At 52.7% G+C, this 19,741-nt stretch carries 18 protein-coding genes and 1 pseudogene; 9 read left to right on the top strand and 10 right to left on the bottom strand.

The features are described from left to right. Nucleotides 1-197: 197 nt before the first annotated feature. The 5 genes from AB9N64_RS21685 to AB9N64_RS21705 all read right to left on the bottom strand — a co-directional run bounded on the left by AB9N64_RS21685 (nt 198) and on the right by AB9N64_RS21705 (nt 4,398). Complete coding sequence (locus AB9N64_RS21685; protein ID WP_008437448.1) at nt 198-665, bottom strand: DUF411 domain-containing protein; 468 nt, start codon at nt 663-665, stop codon at nt 198-200. Between the two features lie 162 nt (nt 666-827). Then, entirely contained in the window at nt 828-1,880 is a 1,053-nt protein-coding gene (locus AB9N64_RS21690) for a copper resistance protein B (protein ID WP_008437443.1), read from the bottom strand. Then, nucleotides 1,852-2,097 (bottom strand): hypothetical protein, encoded by a 246-nt coding sequence (locus tag AB9N64_RS21695; RefSeq protein ID WP_024073347.1) that lies wholly within the window; start codon nt 2,095-2,097, stop codon nt 1,852-1,854. Before AB9N64_RS21695 ends, AB9N64_RS21690 begins: the two co-directional genes overlap by 29 nt. Before the next feature lie 12 nt (nt 2,098-2,109). Beyond that, on the bottom strand, nt 2,110-4,014 hold the full coding sequence (locus AB9N64_RS21700; RefSeq protein ID WP_008437439.1) for a copper resistance system multicopper oxidase: 1,905 nt from the start codon (nt 4,012-4,014) through the stop codon (nt 2,110-2,112). 177 nt (nt 4,015-4,191) lie between these two features. Then, a complete protein-coding gene (locus tag AB9N64_RS21705; RefSeq protein ID WP_019821302.1) occupies nt 4,192-4,398 on the bottom strand; it encodes a co-regulatory protein PtrA N-terminal domain-containing protein in 207 nt (68 codons plus the stop codon). 386 nt (nt 4,399-4,784) lie between these two features. Between AB9N64_RS21705 and flgB the strand changes: the two genes are divergently transcribed. Beyond that, nucleotides 4,785-5,198 carry a flagellar basal body rod protein FlgB gene (flgB, locus tag AB9N64_RS21710; RefSeq protein ID WP_008437437.1) on the top strand — a complete coding sequence of 138 codons (414 nt, stop codon included), beginning with the start codon at nt 4,785-4,787 and terminating at the stop codon, nt 5,196-5,198. Between the two features lie 30 nt (nt 5,199-5,228). Here flgB and AB9N64_RS21715 read toward each other — a convergent pair whose 3' ends face one another. The 5 genes and pseudogenes from AB9N64_RS21715 to AB9N64_RS21735 form a co-directional block, all read right to left on the bottom strand. Beyond that, nucleotides 5,229-5,429 carry a heavy-metal-associated domain-containing protein gene (locus tag AB9N64_RS21715; RefSeq protein WP_008437435.1) on the bottom strand — a complete coding sequence of 67 codons (201 nt, stop codon included), beginning with the start codon at nt 5,427-5,429 and terminating at the stop codon, nt 5,229-5,231. 111 nt (nt 5,430-5,540) lie between these two features. After that, the gene (locus tag AB9N64_RS21720) at nt 5,541-7,898 is read right to left on the bottom strand and encodes a heavy metal translocating P-type ATPase (RefSeq protein ID WP_024073349.1); all 2,358 of its coding nucleotides are present in this window, start codon (nt 7,896-7,898) and stop codon (nt 5,541-5,543) included. A 2-nt stretch (nt 7,899-7,900) separates the two neighbouring features. Continuing rightward, complete coding sequence (locus AB9N64_RS21725; RefSeq protein ID WP_032899631.1) at nt 7,901-8,146, bottom strand: DUF2933 domain-containing protein; 246 nt, start codon at nt 8,144-8,146, stop codon at nt 7,901-7,903. A 94-nt stretch (nt 8,147-8,240) separates the two neighbouring features. Further along, complete coding sequence (locus AB9N64_RS21730) at nt 8,241-8,777, bottom strand: plastocyanin/azurin family copper-binding protein (RefSeq protein ID WP_008437431.1); 537 nt, start codon at nt 8,775-8,777, stop codon at nt 8,241-8,243. A gap of 165 nt (nt 8,778-8,942) precedes the next feature. After that, nucleotides 8,943-9,295 (bottom strand): annotated as a pseudogene (locus AB9N64_RS21735) (co-regulatory protein PtrA N-terminal domain-containing protein). Between the two features lie 205 nt (nt 9,296-9,500). Between AB9N64_RS21735 and AB9N64_RS21740 the strand changes: the two are divergent. The 8 genes from AB9N64_RS21740 (at nt 9,501) to AB9N64_RS21775 (ending at nt 19,674) form a co-directional block, all read left to right on the top strand. Beyond that, nucleotides 9,501-10,196, top strand: a complete 696-nt coding sequence (locus tag AB9N64_RS21740) for a heavy metal response regulator transcription factor (protein ID WP_008437429.1) — start codon at nt 9,501-9,503, stop codon at nt 10,194-10,196. Beyond that, on the top strand, nt 10,193-11,581 hold the full coding sequence (gene copS, locus AB9N64_RS21745) for a copper resistance membrane spanning protein CopS (RefSeq protein WP_008437425.1): 1,389 nt from the start codon (nt 10,193-10,195) through the stop codon (nt 11,579-11,581). Before AB9N64_RS21740 ends, copS begins: the two co-directional genes overlap by 4 nt. Nucleotides 11,582-11,940: 359 nt before the next feature. Further along, nucleotides 11,941-12,324 carry a copper homeostasis periplasmic binding protein CopC gene (copC, locus tag AB9N64_RS21750; RefSeq protein ID WP_008437424.1) on the top strand — a complete coding sequence of 128 codons (384 nt, stop codon included), beginning with the start codon at nt 11,941-11,943 and terminating at the stop codon, nt 12,322-12,324. 3 nt (nt 12,325-12,327) lie between these two features. Further along, nucleotides 12,328-13,266 carry a copper homeostasis membrane protein CopD gene (copD, locus tag AB9N64_RS21755; protein WP_008437423.1) on the top strand — a complete coding sequence of 313 codons (939 nt, stop codon included), beginning with the start codon at nt 12,328-12,330 and terminating at the stop codon, nt 13,264-13,266. A gap of 74 nt (nt 13,267-13,340) precedes the next feature. Continuing rightward, nucleotides 13,341-13,682, top strand: coding sequence for a hypothetical protein (locus tag AB9N64_RS21760; protein ID WP_073844967.1), 342 nt, complete (start codon nt 13,341-13,343; stop codon nt 13,680-13,682). 99 nt (nt 13,683-13,781) lie between these two features. After that, complete coding sequence (locus tag AB9N64_RS21765; RefSeq protein ID WP_008437421.1) at nt 13,782-15,038, top strand: TolC family protein; 1,257 nt, start codon at nt 13,782-13,784, stop codon at nt 15,036-15,038. Further along, the gene (locus tag AB9N64_RS21770; protein WP_008437420.1) at nt 15,035-16,519 is read left to right on the top strand and encodes an efflux RND transporter periplasmic adaptor subunit; all 1,485 of its coding nucleotides are present in this window, start codon (nt 15,035-15,037) and stop codon (nt 16,517-16,519) included. The genes AB9N64_RS21765 and AB9N64_RS21770 overlap by 4 nt, the downstream gene beginning before the upstream one ends. Then, complete coding sequence (locus AB9N64_RS21775; protein ID WP_008437418.1) at nt 16,516-19,674, top strand: efflux RND transporter permease subunit; 3,159 nt, start codon at nt 16,516-16,518, stop codon at nt 19,672-19,674. Before AB9N64_RS21770 ends, AB9N64_RS21775 begins: the two co-directional genes overlap by 4 nt. The last annotated feature ends 67 nt before the right edge of the window (nt 19,675-19,741 follow it).

A 19,741-nucleotide genomic window follows, 5' to 3' on the forward strand; every position in this document is an offset into this window, starting at 1 on the left:
CAGCAGACGGAGCATGGCGTCATCTCAAATTGTTATTGAGGACAGCGGTACGGGGTTATCCGATTCGGCGCAGGCGCGCCTTTACAGCTTGTTGCTGATCGTCCTTTGCGTATTGCTTGAGAATGAAATCAACATAGCATGTCCCGCTGCATGGCCATGAGCTGGGACCATGCTGTGGCCGAATGGATGAGGTGGGATTAGTTTGCGGGGTATTCAGCAATGACCTGATCTACGCCGGCTTTGGTCAGGCCGATTATTTGGTAGGTCTCATGTACTCCGTCGACTTCCATTCCTGGAGAACCTGCTGGCATTCCAGGAGCAGCGATCCCGAGAAGGTCGTCACGCTTACTCATCGCAATTATTTGCTCAACTGGCACATGACCTTCAACAAACTTCCCGTTGATCATCGCAGTGTGACAAGACGAGAGTCGTGGAGCGACACCTAGATCTTGTTTGACAGCACTCATGTTGGTTTCTACATGATCAATGACGGTGAAGCCATTGGCCTCAAGATGCTGAATCCATTTTTTGCAGCATCCGCAGTTTGCATCTCGATGCACATCGATGGTCAGGGCCTGCGCCGCTTGAGCCGTTGAGCCGATGAACAGCGCAGCGAATGTTGCAATACGCAGAAATCGACTTGAAAGTCGGAAGCTACCTGTCATGAATATTTCCTTTTCCCTTGGAGACGGCGAGATGTTCTACGAAGCAATAGAACCCCACTCAAGCGTTCATGCCGCTGCAAAGGTTACATTGAAGGATCTACTTTAGAGTCGGGGAGCCAACTCCCCGATCATTTGAATTCGTAGGGCTAGTGCTCAAATCGCTCAGAACCACATCCGAATACCAGCTACAAACCGGGCCTCGTTTGTCTTTTCCCCTTCATCGCTGGCTAGGTCAGCCGTCTTACCATATGAGCGATTCCAGCTAACACCAATGTAGGGTGCGAATTGACGAGTAATTTCGTAGCGCAACCGCAGGCCTAGTTCGGTGTTGGCCAATCCAGATCCTATGCCGCGCTGAGGATCATTTTTCCCGTACAAGTTTACTTCGGCGGTCGGCTGCAAGATCAGGCGATTGGTCAACAGGATGTCGTAATCGCCTTCAAACCGAGCTGCGGTTTGACCGTTCTCACCAATATAAGCAGTCGCTTCAGCTTCAAAGTTATAGAGGGCCATGCCCTGAATACCGAGCGCTCCCCATGTTTGAGGTGACCCAGGTTTGAAGTCTTGTCGAATGCCGGTGACGACATCCCACCAAGGACCGATGGCGTGTCCCCACAGAGCCTGAAGTTCAGCGTTCTCGGTTACGCCATTGGTACGTTCGCCTTCCGAACGCAACCATAGGCGATCGACGTCACCGCCGATCCACCCTTTTGCATCCCAAGCCAGCGCACTACCGTTGTCAGCGTCTTGGTACTCAAATTTATCCAGGAGGATGAACGAGTTAATTTTTTTATCGTGCACACCATGGCCTGGTAAGTCTGGAAAAGCGGCGGCCCGGTCAGCGTCGGTAAGTACGGGGATTGGGGTTCGGCTTGTGGTAGTCGCCCCTCCATCCATGCTTTCCATACCGTCCATTTGCCCGTTATCGCTGTGATCCATAGCCCCCATCTTGCTATGGTCCATGGCTCCCATTGAGCCGTGGTCCATCTTGGAGTGATCCATCGCGGCATCTTTCGGTTTGGCGGGTTTGGATTTTTGTGCAGTTGAAGACTTTGCGTCCGCACTTGATGGCATCGCCATCGACGGATCCATCTCTTCAGCGGCTTGAGCCATGAAAAAGAATGCTGGACCGGTAGAGACTGCAAGTGCCATCAGCGTTGGGCGTAAAAACTTACTGGTCATGATCTCAATCTGCCTTTTTGGTTTTTTGGTCATGATCCATCGACTCATGGCTCATCTGGCTATGGTCCATCGCCCCGTGATCTAGCTTCGAATCGTTTGCCGTTGCTGGCTTGTCCGTTGCTGTAACAGGAACAGTGGTTGAATGGTCGCTGCCATTTTCCTCTGCCAGCACCGTGGACGAGAGTCCACCCAGCAGGACAGCGGCAAAGAGGCAACCCACGAGGGAATTACGATTTCGGTATGTGCTCACAGATCGTCTCCTTTACTCATCAACCCGTACTTCACGGAACATGCCCATTTCCATATGGAAAAGCAGGTGACAGTGATATGCCCAACGGCCTAAGGCATCAGCGGTGACTCGATAGCTGCGTTTGGTACCTGGTGGCATATCGATCGTGTGCTTGCGCACCATGAACTTGCCGTTCTCGTCCTCAAGGTCACTCCACATGCCGTGAAGGTGGATGGGGTGTGTCATCATGGTGTCGTTCACCAAGGTGATGCGCAGACGCTCGCCATACTTCAGGCGCAGCGGTTCGGCGTCAGAGAATTTGATGCCGTTGAACGACCACGAAAACTTCTCCATGTGACCGGTCAAATGAAGCTCGATGGTACGATTTGGCTCGCGGCCGTCAGGGTCTTGGAAAGTGCTTTTCAAGTCGGAGTAAGTGAGCACTCGACGACCATTGTTCCGCAAGCCTATGCCCGGATCACTTAGCTTTGGCGTTGGATTCATGGCTTGCATATCAACCAGGGGATTGTTGGTTTCAGAGGCAGGGTGTGTCTGCATTTCTCCACCCATACCACCCATGCCAGCCATCCCTGACATATCACCATTGCCCATCCCAGCCATCTTGCTGTGATCCATGCCCGCCATGTTAGTCATGTCACCGCTGTCCATGCCGGTCATCCCGGTCATGTCACTTTGGTCCATACCGGTCATCTTGCTGTGGTCCATGCCCGCCATGCCCGCCATGCCGGACATGTCACCTGGTGTCTTCTCTGCGCCGCCCATACCAGCCATGCTGCCATGGTCCATACCAGCCATACCGCCCATCCCCATGTCATCCATAGTGACGATTGGACGTGGATCTATAGCAGGTACCTGAGCAACTAGCCCTTCACGAAGAGCGAGGGTTCCGCGTGCATAACCCGTCCGATCCATAGACTGGGCGAAGATGGTGTAAGCCTCTTCACTGGCAGGCTCTACGATCACGTCATACGTTTCAGCTACGGCGATGCGGAATTCGTCAACACTCACTGGGTTGACGTGTTGGCCGTCGGCGGCCACAACGGTCATTTTCAAACCAGGAATGCGGACGTCGAAATAGCTCATCGCCGAGCCGTTGATAAAGCGTAGTCGTAGCTTCTCACCCGGCTTGAAAATACCGGTCCAGTTACCGTTTGGCGCCTGGCCATTCATGAGATAGGTGTAAGTATCTGCGCTGACGTCTCCAAGGTCGGTTGGGCTCATGTTCATTTCAGCCCACATCTTCCTGTCAGCTACTGTAGCTGACCAACCTTGCTTACTGACATCGTCGATAAAATCACCAACGGTGCGTTTATGGTGGTTGTAGTAGCCCGACTGTTTCTTAAGCTTGGCCATGACGCGACTAGGATCTTCATCGGTCCAATCAGTCAACATCACCACATAGTCGCGGTTGTATTGAAAAGGTTCAGGCTCTTTCGAGTCGATAACGATTGGCCCGTAAACCCCTGCCTGCTCCTGTAAGCCCGAGTGGCTGTGGTACCAGTACGTACCATTCTGATGAACCTTGAACTTGTACTCGTACATGCCGTCGGGTGCGATGCCATGGAAACTCAAGCCAGGTACACCGTCCATATTGGCCGGCAGAATGATCCCGTGCCAATGGATTGAGGTGTCTTGGTCCAGGCGGTTTTTTACACGCAGGGTGACTGTCTCTCCTTCGCGCCAACGCAGCAAAGGTCCTGGCAATGATCCATTGATGGTCATGGCTGTTCGCGGCGAGCCGGTAATGTTTACAGGTGTTTCACCAATAAACAGATCAAATTCATTGCCGGTGAGTACGCTCGGCAGACCTGGACTTGTCACCGCCCATACTGGAGTGCGCCAAAGGCCAAAGCCGCCGAGAATGCCACCAGCGGCCAAGCCTTTTACGAATGTCCGTCTAGAGGTTTTGGAATGCATGCCGTTTATTTCCAATCAGTCAAAAGGGAAGCCGTGCGAAACAACCGATCATGAGTTGCCCGGATCAGCTTTGCCCACCGTCACAAAAGACAAACTCTTACGGCAAGCGAGCTCAGAAATTGCCACATTTAAACCACCGCAGTGATTACATTTCTGTCAGCTTGGAGGGCTAGCTATTTAGCAATTCTTGTGATCCATCGCCTTGGCTTTGCTTTCAGCGACGGGATGTTGGGCATTTTGCGTTTGAGCTACTCGGTACGATTCCATCGAATTATTCCTGGCCACTTCCATGCGTGCGAAAGTCCGGTCACCACCCCCTTCAGCCATAGCCAAAGAAGAGACGGTCAGAGCCGCGATGACGAACAAGGTTTTGATAGGGTTCATTTGGGGGGCCTCGGATGATTATTGGTGACCCCTGAATCCACATCAGTCGTTGACTCTAGGGGGTGAGCTTGAGGCTCAATAGGACTATAAGACTCATCCCCTGTCAGGAAGCTTAGGCCAATATTACAGTTGTGTCAGGTTGCGATATTTCTCTTGAGATGCAGAGTGATTAGTCCGTAAGGTCTAAGCTATCCAACGACACATAACCTCCATCCACCATCTAAAATTTACCTGTGCGGCGTTGTAAGTTTCCGGTCACTGCACGATGGCGTGGCGTTTTTTGAGTTTTTCGCTGAAATCATACATCGGCTCGGACGCACTACGTTAAGCACTTGAGTGTTCGATAGGTGGGAATTAAATGGCAGCGTAACTAAAGGTGGCCACCGGTGAGTATTAATTTTGACAAAGCGCTTGGCTCCGCAGAAAGAGCATTACGTTTTCGCAGCCAACGAGCTGAGGTACTTAGCAATAATATCGCTAATGCCGACACTCCTAACTTTAAGGCCAGGGACTTGGACTTTTCTGCTGTACTGGCTAGCCAAACAAAAGGAGGTTTGGCTACTCCGTTCTCTTTAAAAACAACAAACCCAAAACATATTGCCGTAAACGAATTAGTAAGTGATATTCACGGCGGTGCTTTGCTTTACAGTACGCCGAACCAACCTTCCATTGATCAAAATACTGTGGATCAACAGGTCGAGGTCGCAAAGTATACGGAAAATGAAATTCATTTCGAAACCGCCTTTACTAGATTAAATGGAGCATTTAAGGGGCTACTTAAAGCTCTGCGAGGTGAATAATAAACTTTACCCAGCGAGGGAATCAGCGCCTCAGGCGCTGATTTGGGAAGGGAAACCGAGTGCTTCGACAGTTTTACGGACTTGCTCTGGGTTTTCACTGCTTTCAACGCTTACCTTACCTGCTGCGCGATCCACGGAAATCATAGCCTCGCTGTCCAGTGACTGAATTGCTTTGGTGATTTTGCTGACGCAGCTACCGCAACCAATGCCTGATACGTTTAAGACGAACATGGTTATTCCTCTTGTGCTGAGCAGTCTATTTTCACCGCAACAACAAGATCAACGTTGACACCACGGTAAGGTCAAGAGTTATGTATAGCGGGCTGTGAGCATCGGTTACGCTCATTCAATTCGGGTATTCCTCAGCCTCAAAGCATTGAAAACTACAGACGCAGAACTGACGCTCATGGCTAACGCAGCAATCATTGGAGACAGAAGGTGCCCCGTCAGTGGATAGAGCAGGCCTGCGGCGAGGGGAATACCCATTGAGTTGTAAAGGAAGGCGAACCCCAAGTTTTGCCGCATGTTTTTTACCGTTGCAACCGAAAGTGCCCGTGCCCGTAAAATCCCCATCAGGTCGCCTTTTACCAGCGTGAGCTGCGCGCTATTCATCGCGACGTCAGTCCCTGTACCCATGGCAATGCCCACATCTGCTCGCGCCAAGGCCGGTGCGTCGTTGATACCGTCGCCGGCCATGGCAACCTTTCGACCGGATTGCTGGAGGTCCGCCACCAGGCGCTCCTTGTCCTGAGGTTTCACTTCACCATGAACCTCTTCAATACCCATCTCCTTGGCGACAGCACGTGCGGTGGTGAGCCCGTCTCCCGTGGCCATGATGATTTTTACGTTATCAGCCTTAAGCTTGGTGACTGCTTCTTTAGAGGTCGGTTTTATCGGGTCTGAGACCGCTAGTAATCCTGCCAAGACCCCGTCAACTGCTAGATAGATGATGCTGATGCCTTCAAGGCGCAACAACTCTGCACGTTCTTGTAAGACCTTTGTGCTCACGCCGGCAGCTTCCATCAGTGCAGTGTTGCCCAGCTGTACTTTCTTGCCATCAACGAGACCACTCACCCCAATCCCTGAGCCGGACTCAAACGATTCAGGCTTGGTGAGCGCAATATTTTCAGTTCGGGCGTGATCGACGATGGCGTGTGCCAAAGGATGTTCGCTGCCTTGATCAAGGCTAGCGGCCAGTTGAAGCACATCGCGTGGGTTGAAATCTGGTGTGGCCTCCACACTGTGAAATACCGGCCGTCCCTCTGTCAGGGTTCCCGTTTTATCGACAATCAGTGTGTCGATCTTGCAAAGGTTTTCGATGGCACTGGCATCTCTGAACAGCACACCCATACTGGCGGCTTTACCCGTCGAAACCATGATCGACATGGGCGTTGCCAGACCCAGAGCACAGGGACAAGCGATGATAAGCACGGCGACAGCGTTGATCAGGCCGAAGACCCAGCTGGGTTCCGGGCCGAACAGTCCCCAACCTATGAGGGTCAGCAACGCAATCGCGATAACCGCCATCACAAAGTAGCCGGCGATCGAGTCGGCCATTCGTTGCATGGGCGCTTTGGAGCGTTGGGCTAGTGCGACCATTTGTACTATCTGCGACAGCATGGTGTCAGCGCCGACCTTTCGCGCCTCCATCACCAAGCTTCCATGAGTATTAAGCGTGGCACCGATCAGACTATCCCCTGCTCTTTTCATGACCGGCACAGGTTCACCAGTGAGCATGGATTCATCCACCGCACTTTCTCCCTCGAGTACAGAGCCATCAACTGGCACTTTTTCACCAGGTCTGACCCGCAAATGGTCTCCCAAGTGAACATGGGTAAGAGGAATGTCTTCCTCCTGACCATCGGCGTTGATCCTGCGTGCAGTCTTGGGAGATAGGCCAAGAAGGGACTTAATGGCGGCGGAGGTTTGTGACCGTGCTTTGAGCTCAAGAATCTGCCCAAGCAAGGTGAGCGAGATGATGACCGCAGCGGCTTCGAAGTAGACGCCGATGCGTCCATCTTGCATGAAGGTGGTGGGAAAACTTTGGGGAAATAGGGTTGCCGCGACGCTGTAAAGATAGGCTGCGGCAGTACCTAAACCAATCAGAGTCCACATGTTTGGACTGCGATTTCTAACGGATGCTATGCCTCTTACAAAAAAGGGCCAACCTGCCCATAAGGTGACCGGAGTGGCAAGAGCGAACTCGATCCAGTTTTGAACCGAACCATGGAAGATTTGTAATGAGTGACCCGCCATGGCTAGAAGGGCCACCATTACGGTTAAAGGCAGCGACCACCAAAAGCGGCGGGTGAAATCCAGGAGCTCGGGTTTGTCATCGTCATCAAGCGCGGGCATGACGGGCTCTAATGTCATGCCACATTTAGGGCAATTGCCGGGCCCTGGCTGTCTTATTTCCGGGTGCATAGGACAGGTAAACTCAGTGGCTACCTGTAGCGTGGGCTCTATAGCGGCGCTGCTGGGTTCAGCGCTGGGATGATTACCAATGTAGCGTTCTGGATCTGCCCGAAATTTCTCTTGGCATTTCTGGCTACAAAATTGATACGTCTGTCCTTGGTAAGACTCGCCAAATTTACTTGGAGGTATAACCGCCATACCGCACACCGGGTCGCGTAGACCACCGTCATTGGGTGAGGCAGCGTGGGCGGGACCGTGATCGTGGTGGCTCGGTGGAGTGGGCATAGCTATTTCTCTTCCTTGTTGGTTCCTGCCTGATCGCCATGGTCATGTCCGCCATGTCCATGTCCAAAAAAATGCATCAATGGACAGATCAACAGGATGAGGTAGGGCAAATACGGATAAACGTGGGTGAAATGTTCCCGCACCCCGTAAAAGGCACCGATCGCAATGAGCATGATCAGTACAACGCCTGTTTTGCGCCTCCAAAATGGTGGGGAGGTGCTTCCAGCCGGATGCTGATGCTTATCCATGATCTAGACCCCGTGTGTGAGCGTGTTGCTCTGATCTCTGCCTCAGAGCATAGCGAACTCTTGCGTCGACGCGGTTTTAGCGGTCGGTTCAGGCTTACTTCAAGTCAAATTGACCGACCATCCCCGACTGGTAATGACCTGGCACGTTGCAGGCAAATTGAAGTCCAGTTGTGTTGTTGAAGGTCCAGATCAACTCCTTGGTTGCCCCTGGCTCGATCAGCACGCTATTCGGGTCGTTGTGTTCCATTCCAACCATCTTCATGCCTCCCATGCTATGGCCCATGTTGCCCCACATTTTTCCAGTTCCGGTGGGTGTAAGCGTTCCATTCTGGAACATGCTCGCCATTTCTTTTTGGTGCGCCGCGTGAGCAGCGGCTTGGCCGATATTGAACTCGTGCAGCAACGCCCCTTTGTTGTGAAGTACAAAGCGAACCGTTTCACCGGGCTTTACGTCGATGCTTTTAGTTTTGAAGAAAATATCACCCATCTCTACATCAACCGTGCGAGTGACCTCTGAGGCGACTCCAGGCTGACCGATATCCTCTTTCCCATGACCTACGCTGGCCATCGCCGTAGCGCCGAGGAGTAGGGTGATTGCCGCAATAACTGGAGTAATGAGCTTAGTTTTCATGGTGACCTCGAGAGCCAGTGGAAAATACTAGCTATGCTAAAGGGATAGAGCTGAGCGTTAACTGACTTGAACACTACATTTCTGTCAGTTTTCCTGAGAAAACACGGCGCCCAGATGACGCCGTGTCTAGTGGGCGGTTCAGAGAGCCCCGTAGGAGTTATTCGGTTACTGATGGTTCTCAGAAAGCATCAGTTTGTGCTCGCGCTGCATTTGGTTCAAAACGTCATCAACATGGCGTCGTGTTTTTCCATCCAGGCGAGATGTTCCTGAGGTGACATTGATGCTTTTGGATGATCTAGATGAAGCTGGCCCATGATCTCGCCCAGTATTTTCATATGCTCGGCCATGTGAACATGGCGCTGCCCTTCAGGAGCTTTTTCAGCTTGTACCAAGGTCGCTTCGGCTTTATCGCGCAGGCTTTCCATGCGCTCCATAATCCGATCTGCACCACCTTCAGCCAACGCAGATGCTGAGATGAGTATCGAACTAGCAAAGAATAGGACTTTTAAACGGTTCATGAGGAAGCTCCTTTTTGATTTGTTTTCCGGCTCCTCTAGCTTTCATGGTTAAGAGTCGGTCGAGCACCAGAAAGTACTCATGCTCGAACCCTAGACAGCACTCGCTGACATCTACCTGAAGCCAATATTACTTTTCTGTCAGTTGCTGGTTGGCAGAGGCATTTCATTGCAGACTCAGCCTCACAATTATTCGAGAGCCATCCCCATGAGACTTCTGGTTGCGGAAGACGAACCCAAAATAGGTATTTATTTGCAGCAAGGACTCACCGAGGCGGGGTTCAATGTTGATCGTTTTACCAATGGCAAAGACGCGCTTCAGCACGCCTTGAGCGAGGCGTATGACCTGCTGATTCTCGATGTGATGATGCCTGGGCTGGATGGCTGGGAAGTACTTCAGAAAGTGAGAGCATCCGGAAAAAATGTCCCTGTGCTTTTCCTCACGGCGCGAGACCGAGTTGAGGATCGGGTAAAAGGACTTGAGCTGGGGGCTGACGATTACCTGATCAAACCCTTCGCATTTTCTGAATTGCTGGCTCGCGTCAGAACGCTGCTGCGTAGAGGTACCACTGCCCCCTCCCAAACCCATATGAAATTGGCTGATTTGGAGGTGGACCTCCTCAAACGCAGGGTTATCCGCGCAGGCAAACGTATAGATCTAACGGCCAAAGAGTTTGCGTTGCTCGAATTGCTGCTCCGTCGTCGAGGTGAGGTTCTGCCCAAGTCGCTTATTGCTTCCCAGGTCTGGGACATGAACTTTGACAGCGATACTAACGTCATCGAGGTTGCTGTCAGGAGGCTCAGAGCAAAGATTGATGATGATTTTGAGGTCAAGCTTATCCACACCTCTCGAGGCATGGGGTACATGCTGGATGCGCCGGATTCGGGGACGGGGTCGGAATGAAGCGAATGTCCCTGACTACGCGCATGAGCCTGATGTTCATGCTAGCTGTAACGGCTGTGCTCACCGTCGCTGGACTCAGTTTTAACAACCTCAGCCGGCATCATTTCAAGATGCTGGATCAGCAGGCGCTGAACGAAAAGCTTCACTCGACGCAAAGAATTTTGACTGGGTTGAACAGCATTGATCAATTCAGTGATGTTAAGCCTGAGCTGGAGGCACTGCTTGGTGCTCATCGTGATTTGACAGCTCTTATCATCGATGGTGACGGTAAGCTCCTGTTTGCTGACCCAGGTCCGATCGTAGTTCCTGAAGACTTCCGAACGGTCACAAACAGCAATGTCTGGGAGTGGCGAGACCAGGAGCAGATATTTCGAGGCGTGACGGCGCAAGCCATAGTGACGGGGCAGGACAAGCCATTGACAGTGATGTTGATCTTTGATGTTACTCAACATATGGCCTTCTTCGAGACGCTTGAACGATGGTTTTGGATAGGACTGGTGATAAGCGCGCTGGTCAGTGCTGCACTGGGCTGGATGGTAGCGCGTAGTGGACTACGACCTATTCGCCTAGTCACTCAGGTAGCAGCTTCGATGTCAGCTAAATCGCTCAAAGAGCGTATTCCATTAGGTCCCGTTCCCCAAGAGCTCCAGCAGATGGTGCTCTCGTTCAACGCAATGTTATCTAGACTGGACGATGCGTTTGTTCGTTTATCGAACTTCTCTGCGGACATTGCTCACGAATTACGGACACCCGTTAGCAATTTGATGACTCACACTGAAGTGATTTTATCTAGAAAAAGAAATATTGAGGACTACGAGGACAATCTGTACTCAAATCTTGATGACTTGAAACGTATGGGACGTATGATTGATGACATGCTTTTTCTAGCGAAATCAGATAACGGTCTAATTACACATGAAAACAAACCGATTGACCTGGTAGCAGTAGTAGAGAAATTACTCGAGTACTACCGTTTGCTGGCTGATGAGCGAGGGATCGACCTGAAGGTCACAGGCAGGGGTAGCGTCCGAGGTGACGTACTCATGCTCGACAGGGCCATCTCTAATCTGCTCTCAAATGCGCTCCGGTACACCCCCGAAGGAAAGTGTATTACTGTCGATATTCGGCAGAAAGGAACTTCAATATCAGTCTCTGTGGAGAACCCGGGAGAGCCCATTGCGTCCGAGCATCTTGAAAAGCTGTTTGATCGATTTTATCGCGTGGACCCAGCTCGCAGAGAAGGAAGTCCAAGTAATGCAGGGCTAGGTTTATCGATTACTCGATCTATCATTGAAGCGCATGACGGAAAAATATGGTGTACGTCGTTAAACGGAATAACAGCCTTTCATATTGAACTCCCATGTGCTGATGCAAGAAAGGTCTAAGACACCTTGTTCATATGTATGCAGGCAACATGTGGTTAGCTCAATAGGATCGTTTTTGGATGAGAGAAAACTCTTGGAGCGTTCCAAAGAAAGTCGCGTATTTGGCGCCGTATCCGGGCAGATCAGTGCCAAAAACCCGCCCCAAGCTGACTGAAATGTAATCGAACAGTTTGCGTTCATGTGGCATCGTGTACTCGCACTGTGACGTTGGAAATCTTGTGATTCCTCCCTGTCCAGCCGGCCCTAGAACACGGAATTTGCTAGGTATTCGTCAGTGGTTTTAACGAGCGTCAAAAAGTAAAAAACTAGATATTCCCTAAAAACCTAGAACCAACAGCTTTTGCTGTCAGGAGTCTTGCATGTCATTCCTTAAAACTACCACCGTAGCTGTTGCGCTGACTGCGGGTTTGCTTCTGAGTGCAGTTGCTCAGGCGCATCCAAAGCTGGTTTCTTCTACTCCCGCTGAAGGATCGGATGCGGCGGCTCCGTCTAAAATCGAACTGCACTTTTCTGAGAATCTAACGACTCAGTTCTCTGGTGCAAAGCTGATTATGACCGATATGCCTGGTATGCCGAATTCACCTATGGGCGTAAAAGCTAACGTGGCAGGTGGCGGTGATCCGAAGACGATGGTTATTACACCCGCATCGCCATTGACCACGGGTACTTACAAAGTCGAATGGCGTGCCGTTTCCTCGGACACTCACCCGATTACCGGCAACTTTTCTTTCAAAGTGAAATGATTCATGAGCGACTCATTAAATATCGTTGTTCGCTTTGCTCTTTATTTCGACCTGATGCTGTTATTTGGACTGGCAATTTTTGGTCTTTATAGCCTCAGGGGAAAAGAAAGAATATCGGGAACAGTTTTGAATTTTGAGTCGCTTCTTTACAGTACTTCTGCTGTAGGTGTAGCTCTGTCCCTTGCCGCCATGTTGTTACTTGCGAAAGCAATGAGTGGCGTGTCGGGTTTCATGGAGCTACATCACCATATCTTTCAAATGGTTCTCATGGGGACTGACGTCGGTTTGACCTGGATGGTCCGAATAGGGGCGTTGGTGACGGCCATTATTGGCGTTTCCCTGAACAAGCGCTTTCCAACACTGAGTCTTTGGATTGTCACTGTCTGTGGCGCGATTGCGCTAGCGACGCTGGCATGGACAGGGCACGGAGCAATGGACGAGGGGAGCCGTCGCTACTGGCACTTTATTAGCGATATCTTCCATCTTTTGGCCGCAGGCGGTTGGTTGGGTGCGCTAGCGGCATTTGCCCTGCTGCTGCGTTTGAAATCACTGAAAGGTGAGCGAGAAGCACGAATTCTTGCTCGGGTACTGACAGGGTTTGAATCGGCCGGCGCGGTGATTGTAGTGATCATCAGCATTACGGGAGTGGCGAACTACCTATTTATCGTTGGGCCAAATCTCGATGAGGTGATGCTCAGCACTTATGGCGAGTTGCTATTTTTGAAGGTCCTGCTCTTTGCCGGGATGATCGTATTAGCGACGCTCAACCGTTTTCACCTAAGCCCGCTCTTGGAACGTTCTGTTCGAAATGGAGACTATGCTGTCGCGGTCAATGCCTTGCGCCGTAGCATGAAGCTCGAATTTTCAATGGCAGTCATCATTATTTGTCTAGTCGCATGGTTAGGTACTTTAAGCCCGGTCATGGAAATGAGCGCGGCATAGCGGTTGGTGATGGCCGACTAAGGAGTCTCAAGGGTGAATTGTAAGGGCCATTTGCACCGTCTACACTCCAGCTCATGAAACGCTACCTGCGGTTTTGCCTAATTTTCCTGATTAGCTTGGCGCTTCCCCTCAGCGGGATGGCGGGTGTTCAGACATCGATTGAACCATGCCCGATGAAAACCATGGGCATGGCGATGATGGATGGTATGGGGCAAGACTGCTGCCACGACATGAAAAGTCCCACCGAGCATGGCAAACCTTGTAAGCCCGGTCAGGAATGCAAAACTGGCGGCATGTTGCAAGTATCGATCATCAAGCCTCCTATCACCCTGTCCAGTCCTCTCATTCTATCATTCTCCAGCCATTTCCCGCTCGTACAAACCTCTTCAGGGGTATGGCGACCCCCACGTACTTGATTCCTGTACCACACTGAGCCTCATTCCGCGTTAGCGGGATGGCATATCTGCGCGCATGTCTTATGAAGCGCGCGGTGGATCATCACAGGAATCGTGAACATGAACTCCAAGTGCTGTTGCACAGGTTGGTCCTTCCTGGCCGGCCTGGCGGCAAGCGTACTTGCATTGCCGAGCTTCGCTAGCGCATTGACATTCGATGAAGCGCTGCGTCTGGCCGAAAACAATGCACCATCGTTGACCGCACAAGACGCCAAAATTCAAGCAGCCACTAGCGCGGCCATTCCCGCCGGCGAACTACCCGATCCCAAGCTACTGCTGGGCGTGCAGAACTACCCCATTGGTGGACCCGACAGATGGAGCATCGACCAGGACTTCATGACCATGCAAGTGGTCGGGATTAGGCAGGAGATGCCCAACAGCGACAAGCGCAAAGCACGTATCGAGGTCGCGGATGCGGCTGTTGATCGAGCGTCAGCCGAGCGTCGAGTGGCGCGTCTGAACGTCCGACAGTCCACGGCATTAGCCTGGATCAGAAGCTACTCGGTTGAGCGTAAAGATGCGTTGTTCCAGGACTTCTACAAAGAAAACCGTCTTCTGACCGATACCGTCAGAGCTCAGATTGCGGGTGGCCGAGCCCAACCCGCCGATGCGGTGACACCTAAACAGGAAGCTGCTCAACTGGCTGAGCAGCAGGATGATTTAGTTCGTCAACGTGCACAGGCCCGGGCCGCCCTCAAGCGCTGGATTGGCCCTGCCGCCGATGACAAACCGGTAGGCGGTTTGCCTGATTGGCCTATTGAGACCTCAGGTTACTCCCATAAGCTGCAACATCACCCCGAATTAGCGGCTTTTGTGCCGATGACCCGTGAAGCACAAGCCAAGATCCGTGAAGCTGAGGCGGAAAAGCAGTCTGACTGGAGCTGGGAATTCGATTATCAGCACCGAGGCCAACAATTCGGTGACATGGTCAGCGTGCAGTTTTCATGGGATCTCCCGCTGTTCCCTAACTCTCGGCAAAACCCCAAGATTGCGGCCAAGCACGCCGAACTAAACCAGCTTGAGGCTGAGCGCGAAGCCCTGTCACGCGAGCATACCCAGCAACTGGAGGATGAGTTGGCTGACTACGAGCGCCTCAATCGTGCAGTCAGCCGTAATCAGGAAAGCTTGTTGCCGTTGGCTAAAGAAAAGGTCGAACTCACGATGGCCAGCTACCGCTCCGGCAAGGGTGATTTGAACTCGGTTGTTGCCGCCCGACGCGAACTCATCGAAGCCCGTCTCAAGCAGGTTGACGTTGAAGAGCAACGTGCCCTGACCAGCGCTCGCCTGTATTTCTCTTACGGGGAGTCCGCTCAATGATTTTTAAATTATGGAAAGGGACTTTAATCATCGGCATCTCGATTGCCTTGGGTGTTGCCGGGGGTTACTGGTTAGCCCAACCGCGAATGAGCGGAGTAGCTGGTGTCGTACCGGATCATGAACCCAAAGCCTCTGCCGATCGAAAAGTTCTGTATTGGTATGATCCCATGTACCCACAACAGAAATTCGATAAACCGGGTAAGTCACCCTTCATGGACATGCAGATGATCCCTCAATACGCAGATACCAAGGGGGACAGCGCTGCCATTCGAATTGATCCAAGCCTGACTCAGAACCTTGGTGTGCGACTGGCTAGTGTCAGTCGAGGCGTATTTGCCTCGACACTGAACGTGGTAGGTGTGCTGGCCTTCAACGAACGGGACGTTGCAGTCATTCAGGCCCGTACAGCGGGTTTTGTCGAGCGTGTGTATGCCCACGCACCTGGTGATGTGCTGAAAGCGAATGCCGCCTTGGCAGATATCTTGGTGCCGGAGTGGGCAGCTGCTCAGGAGGAATTTCTCGCCCTCAAGCGTAGTGGCGATGCTGGCTTGCTGACAGCGGCCCGGCAGCGACTGCGGCTAACCGGAATGCCACTTACGTTAATTGCTCAAGTTGAGCGCACTGGCAAAGTTCAATCGAACCTGACGCTGACCAGCCCTATTGGTGGTGTGCTTCAAGAGCTGAGTGTGCGTGAAGGTATGACGGTGGCCGCAGGCGAGACGTTGGCTCGTGTTAATGGTTTGAGCAGTGTCTGGCTGGCCGTGGCTGTACCAGAGGCGGAAGCTGGGTCAATCGTAGTAGGGCAAGCAGCTGAAGCGCGTTTATCCGCATTCCCTGGAGTTGTGCTCAAGGGCGTCGTCAGTGCGATTCTTCCGGAAACCAGTTCGGACAGTCGCACACTTCGCGTTCGAGTTGAGTTACCCAATCCAGATGGCCGACTCAGACCAGGTTTGACCGCACAGGTAAGCCTCAATCGTTCAACGGAGCAAAGTGTTCTGTGGGTGCCGAGCGAGGCCGTCATTCGTACCGGTCGACGTGCGTTGGTCATGCTCTCTGAAGACGCTGGTCGATATCGCCCGGTGGAGGTGCAGCTAGGCCAGGATAACGATGGCAAGACGGCGATATTGAAAGGCTTGGAAGAGGGGCAGAAAGTGGTGACCTCTGGCCAGTTCCTGCTCGACTCGGAGGCCAGTCTCAAGGGCGTTGTCGCAAGCTCATTGGACGTTTCGCCATCTACTATGCCCGTTGGCGCTTTGCATGAGGCCGATGGTCAGATCGTTGAGATCAACGACAAAGAAGTCACGCTCGCCCACGGTCCCTTCAAGACATTGGGTATGCCAGGCATGACGATGACTTTCCCTCTCGCCACTCCTGCTCTGATGAAGGGCCTAAAAACGGGCGACAAGGTTCGGATCGCTGTTAGCCAGACGGACGATGGTCTGCGTGTTGAACGTCTGGAACGCTCTGGGGGCCAGCCATGATTGCGGCCCTTATTCGCTGGTCGGTGGCCAACCGCTTTCTTGTGTTGCTGGCGACGCTGTTCGTCACGGCATGGGGGATCTGGGCGGTTCAAAGTACGCCCATCGATGCATTGCCAGACCTGTCGGATGTTCAGGTAATTATCCGTACACCTTACCCAGGCCAAGCCCCACAGATCGTCGAAAACCAGGTGACCTATCCACTGGCAACCACCATGCTCTCGGTACCTGGGGCCAAGACTGTGCGCGGTTACTCCTTCTTTGGCGACAGCTTCGTTTATGTGCTGTTCGAAGACGGAACTGACTTGTACTGGGCCCGCTCGCGGGTGTTGGAATACCTGAGCCAGATACAAAGCCGCCTACCAGCCAGTGCTAAGCCAGCCTTAGGACCTGATGCCACTGGCGTTGGCTGGATTTTCCAGTACGCGTTGGTTGATCGCAGCGGTGGGCACGATCTGGCGCAACTGCGAGCCCTACAGGACTGGTTTCTCAAATTCGAGCTCAAGACGCTGCCGAACGTTGCGGAAGTTGCCACCGTAGGTGGCATGGTCAAACAGTATCAGGTCCAGCTCGATCCGCTAAAGTTGGCGAACTTGGGTATCACGCAGTCTGAGGTGACCGAGGCGATCGGCAAAGCCAATCAGGAAACCGGTGGAGCCGTGCTGGAAATGGCGGAGACAGAGTTCATCGTACGAGCTTCCGGCTACCTAAAGACGCTCAATGACTTTCGCGCCATCCCGCTCAAACTGGGCGCGGGCAGTGTGCCGGTCACGTTGGGCGATGTTGCCACGATTCAGTTAGGGCCTGAGATGCGTCGAGGCATTACCGAACTCGACGGTGAAGGTGAGACCGTCGGCGGCGTGGTGATTCTGCGCAGCGGGAAGAATGCTCGTGAAACCATTGCGGCGGTCAAAACCAAACTCGACGAGCTGAAAAGCAGTCTGCCGGCGGGGGTTGAAATCGTCACCACCTACGACCGCAGCAAGTTGATTGATCGTGCCGTGGAAAACCTCAGCCACAAGCTGATCGAAGAGTTCATCGTCGTCGCGTTGGTCTGCGGAATCTTTCTCTGGCACCTGCGTTCATCTCTGGTGGCAATCATTTCCCTGCCGGTTGGGGTGCTGATCGCCTTCATCGTGATGCGCTATCAGGGTATCAACGCCAACATCATGTCCCTTGGCGGGATTGCCATCGCCATCGGCGCTATGGTCGACGCTGCCGTGGTGATGATTGAAAATGCCCACAAGAAGGTCGAGGCTTGGCACGTGGCCAATCCTGGGGAGGAACTGAAAGGTGAACGTCATTGGCACGTGATGACTGAAGCGGCTGCCGAGGTAGGACCTGCATTGTTCTTCTGTCTGCTGATCATCACCCTGTCGTTCATTCCGGTGTTCACGCTGGAGGCTCAGGAAGGACGTCTATTCGGTCCATTGGCGTTCACCAAAACCTACGCTATGGCCGCAGCGGCTGGACTGTCGGTAACTCTCGTACCGGTGTTGATGGGGTATTGGATTCGTGGACGAATTCCCAATGAGCAGCAGAATCCGCTAAATCGCTGGTTGATCCGGATCTACGAACCCGCTCTGGACGCCGTATTACATCGACCTAAAATAACGCTGCTGGTTGCGTTGCTAGTCTTTGTCAGCGCGTTGTGGCCGATCTCTCGTCTGGGTGGTGAGTTTCTTCCCCCGCTGGACGAAGGGGACCTGCTCTATATGCCATCAGCTCTGCCTGGATTATCGGCGCAGAAGGCCGCGCAACTGCTTCAACAGACTGACCGTCTGATAAAGACAGTTCCAGAGGTCGAACACGTTTTCGGCAAAGCCGGCCGCGCTGAAACCGCGACTGACCCAGCACCTTTGGAAATGTTCGAAACCACCATCCAATTCAAACCACACGAACAGTGGCGCCCAGGCATGACCCAGGAAAAGCTCGTTGAGGAGCTAGACCAAGCGGTGCGTGTCCCAGGATTGACCAACATCTGGATACCGCCGATTCGTAACCGCATCGACATGCTGGCCACTGGCATAAAAAGCCCTATTGGTGTGAAGGTTGCCGGTACCAACCTGACGGAGATCGATGCCGTCACCCAAGCCATCGAACGTGTTGCCAAGGATGTCTCAGGTGTGAGTTCAGCGTTGGCCGAACGACTGACCGGTGGCCGCTATATTGATGTGGATATCGATCGTAAAGCTGCGGCCCGCTATGGGTTAAATATTGCCGATGTGCAATCGATCGTGGCCGGCGCAATCGGCGGTGAAAACGTCGGGGAGACGATTGAAGGGTTGGCTCGTTTCCCAATTAACGTACGTTACCCTCGTGAGTGGCGGGATTCACTCGGCGCTCTGGAGCAGTTACCTATCTATACCCCTCTAGGCAGCCAGATCACTCTTGGCACCGTTGCGAAGATCAAGGTCAGCGATGGTCCGCCGATGCTTAAGAGTGAGAACGCCCGACCTTCAGGCTGGGTGTATATCGACGTGCGGGGACGGGATATTGCTTCGGTAGTCGCCGATCTACGACGGGTCGTCAGCGAGCAGGTTAAGTTGCAGCCTGGTATGAGCCTGAGCTACGCAGGACAGTTCGAATTTCTCGAAAGGGCCAACGCACGACTCAAGCTGGTGGTGCCTGCCACGCTGTTGATCATCTTCGTGCTGCTTTATTTAACCTTTGCTCGCTTCGATGAGGCCTTGCTGATCATGGCCACTCTGCCATTCGCACTGACTGGTGGGGTATGGTTTCTCTATCTATTGGGATTCAACCTGTCGGTCGCCACTGGTGTCGGCTTTATCGCTTTGGCCGGTGTTTCTGCCGAATTTGGCGTAATTATGCTGCTTTATCTGAAGAACGCCTGGGCTGAGCGTGAAGACCTCGGCGATAGGACCGAGCACGGGCTGATGGCCGCGATTCGTGAAGGCGCTGTCCAGCGCGTTCGGCCCAAAGCCATGACTGTGGCTGTCATCATTGCTGGCTTGTTACCCATTTTGCTGGGCAGCGGGACCGGCAGCGAGGTGATGAGCCGAATTGCGGCACCCATGGTTGGAGGCATGATTACCGCGCCCTTGCTGTCGCTGTTTGTCATTCCGGCAGCCTATCGACTGATGCGTCGCCGGCACCTCTCAGTTGAGCCCATCAATCCTCAAGAAAAAGTCGTATGAAACTGACCCTGATTGCAGTTGCAAACACCGTATTTGCGCTGTCTCTTTCGGCCCACGCGTAGGACAT

Origin of the sequence: Pseudomonas sp. KT_2_4 (assembly GCF_041410225.1) — a bacterium.
Classification (GTDB): Bacteria; Pseudomonadota; Gammaproteobacteria; order Pseudomonadales; family Pseudomonadaceae; genus Aquipseudomonas; species Aquipseudomonas paracarnis.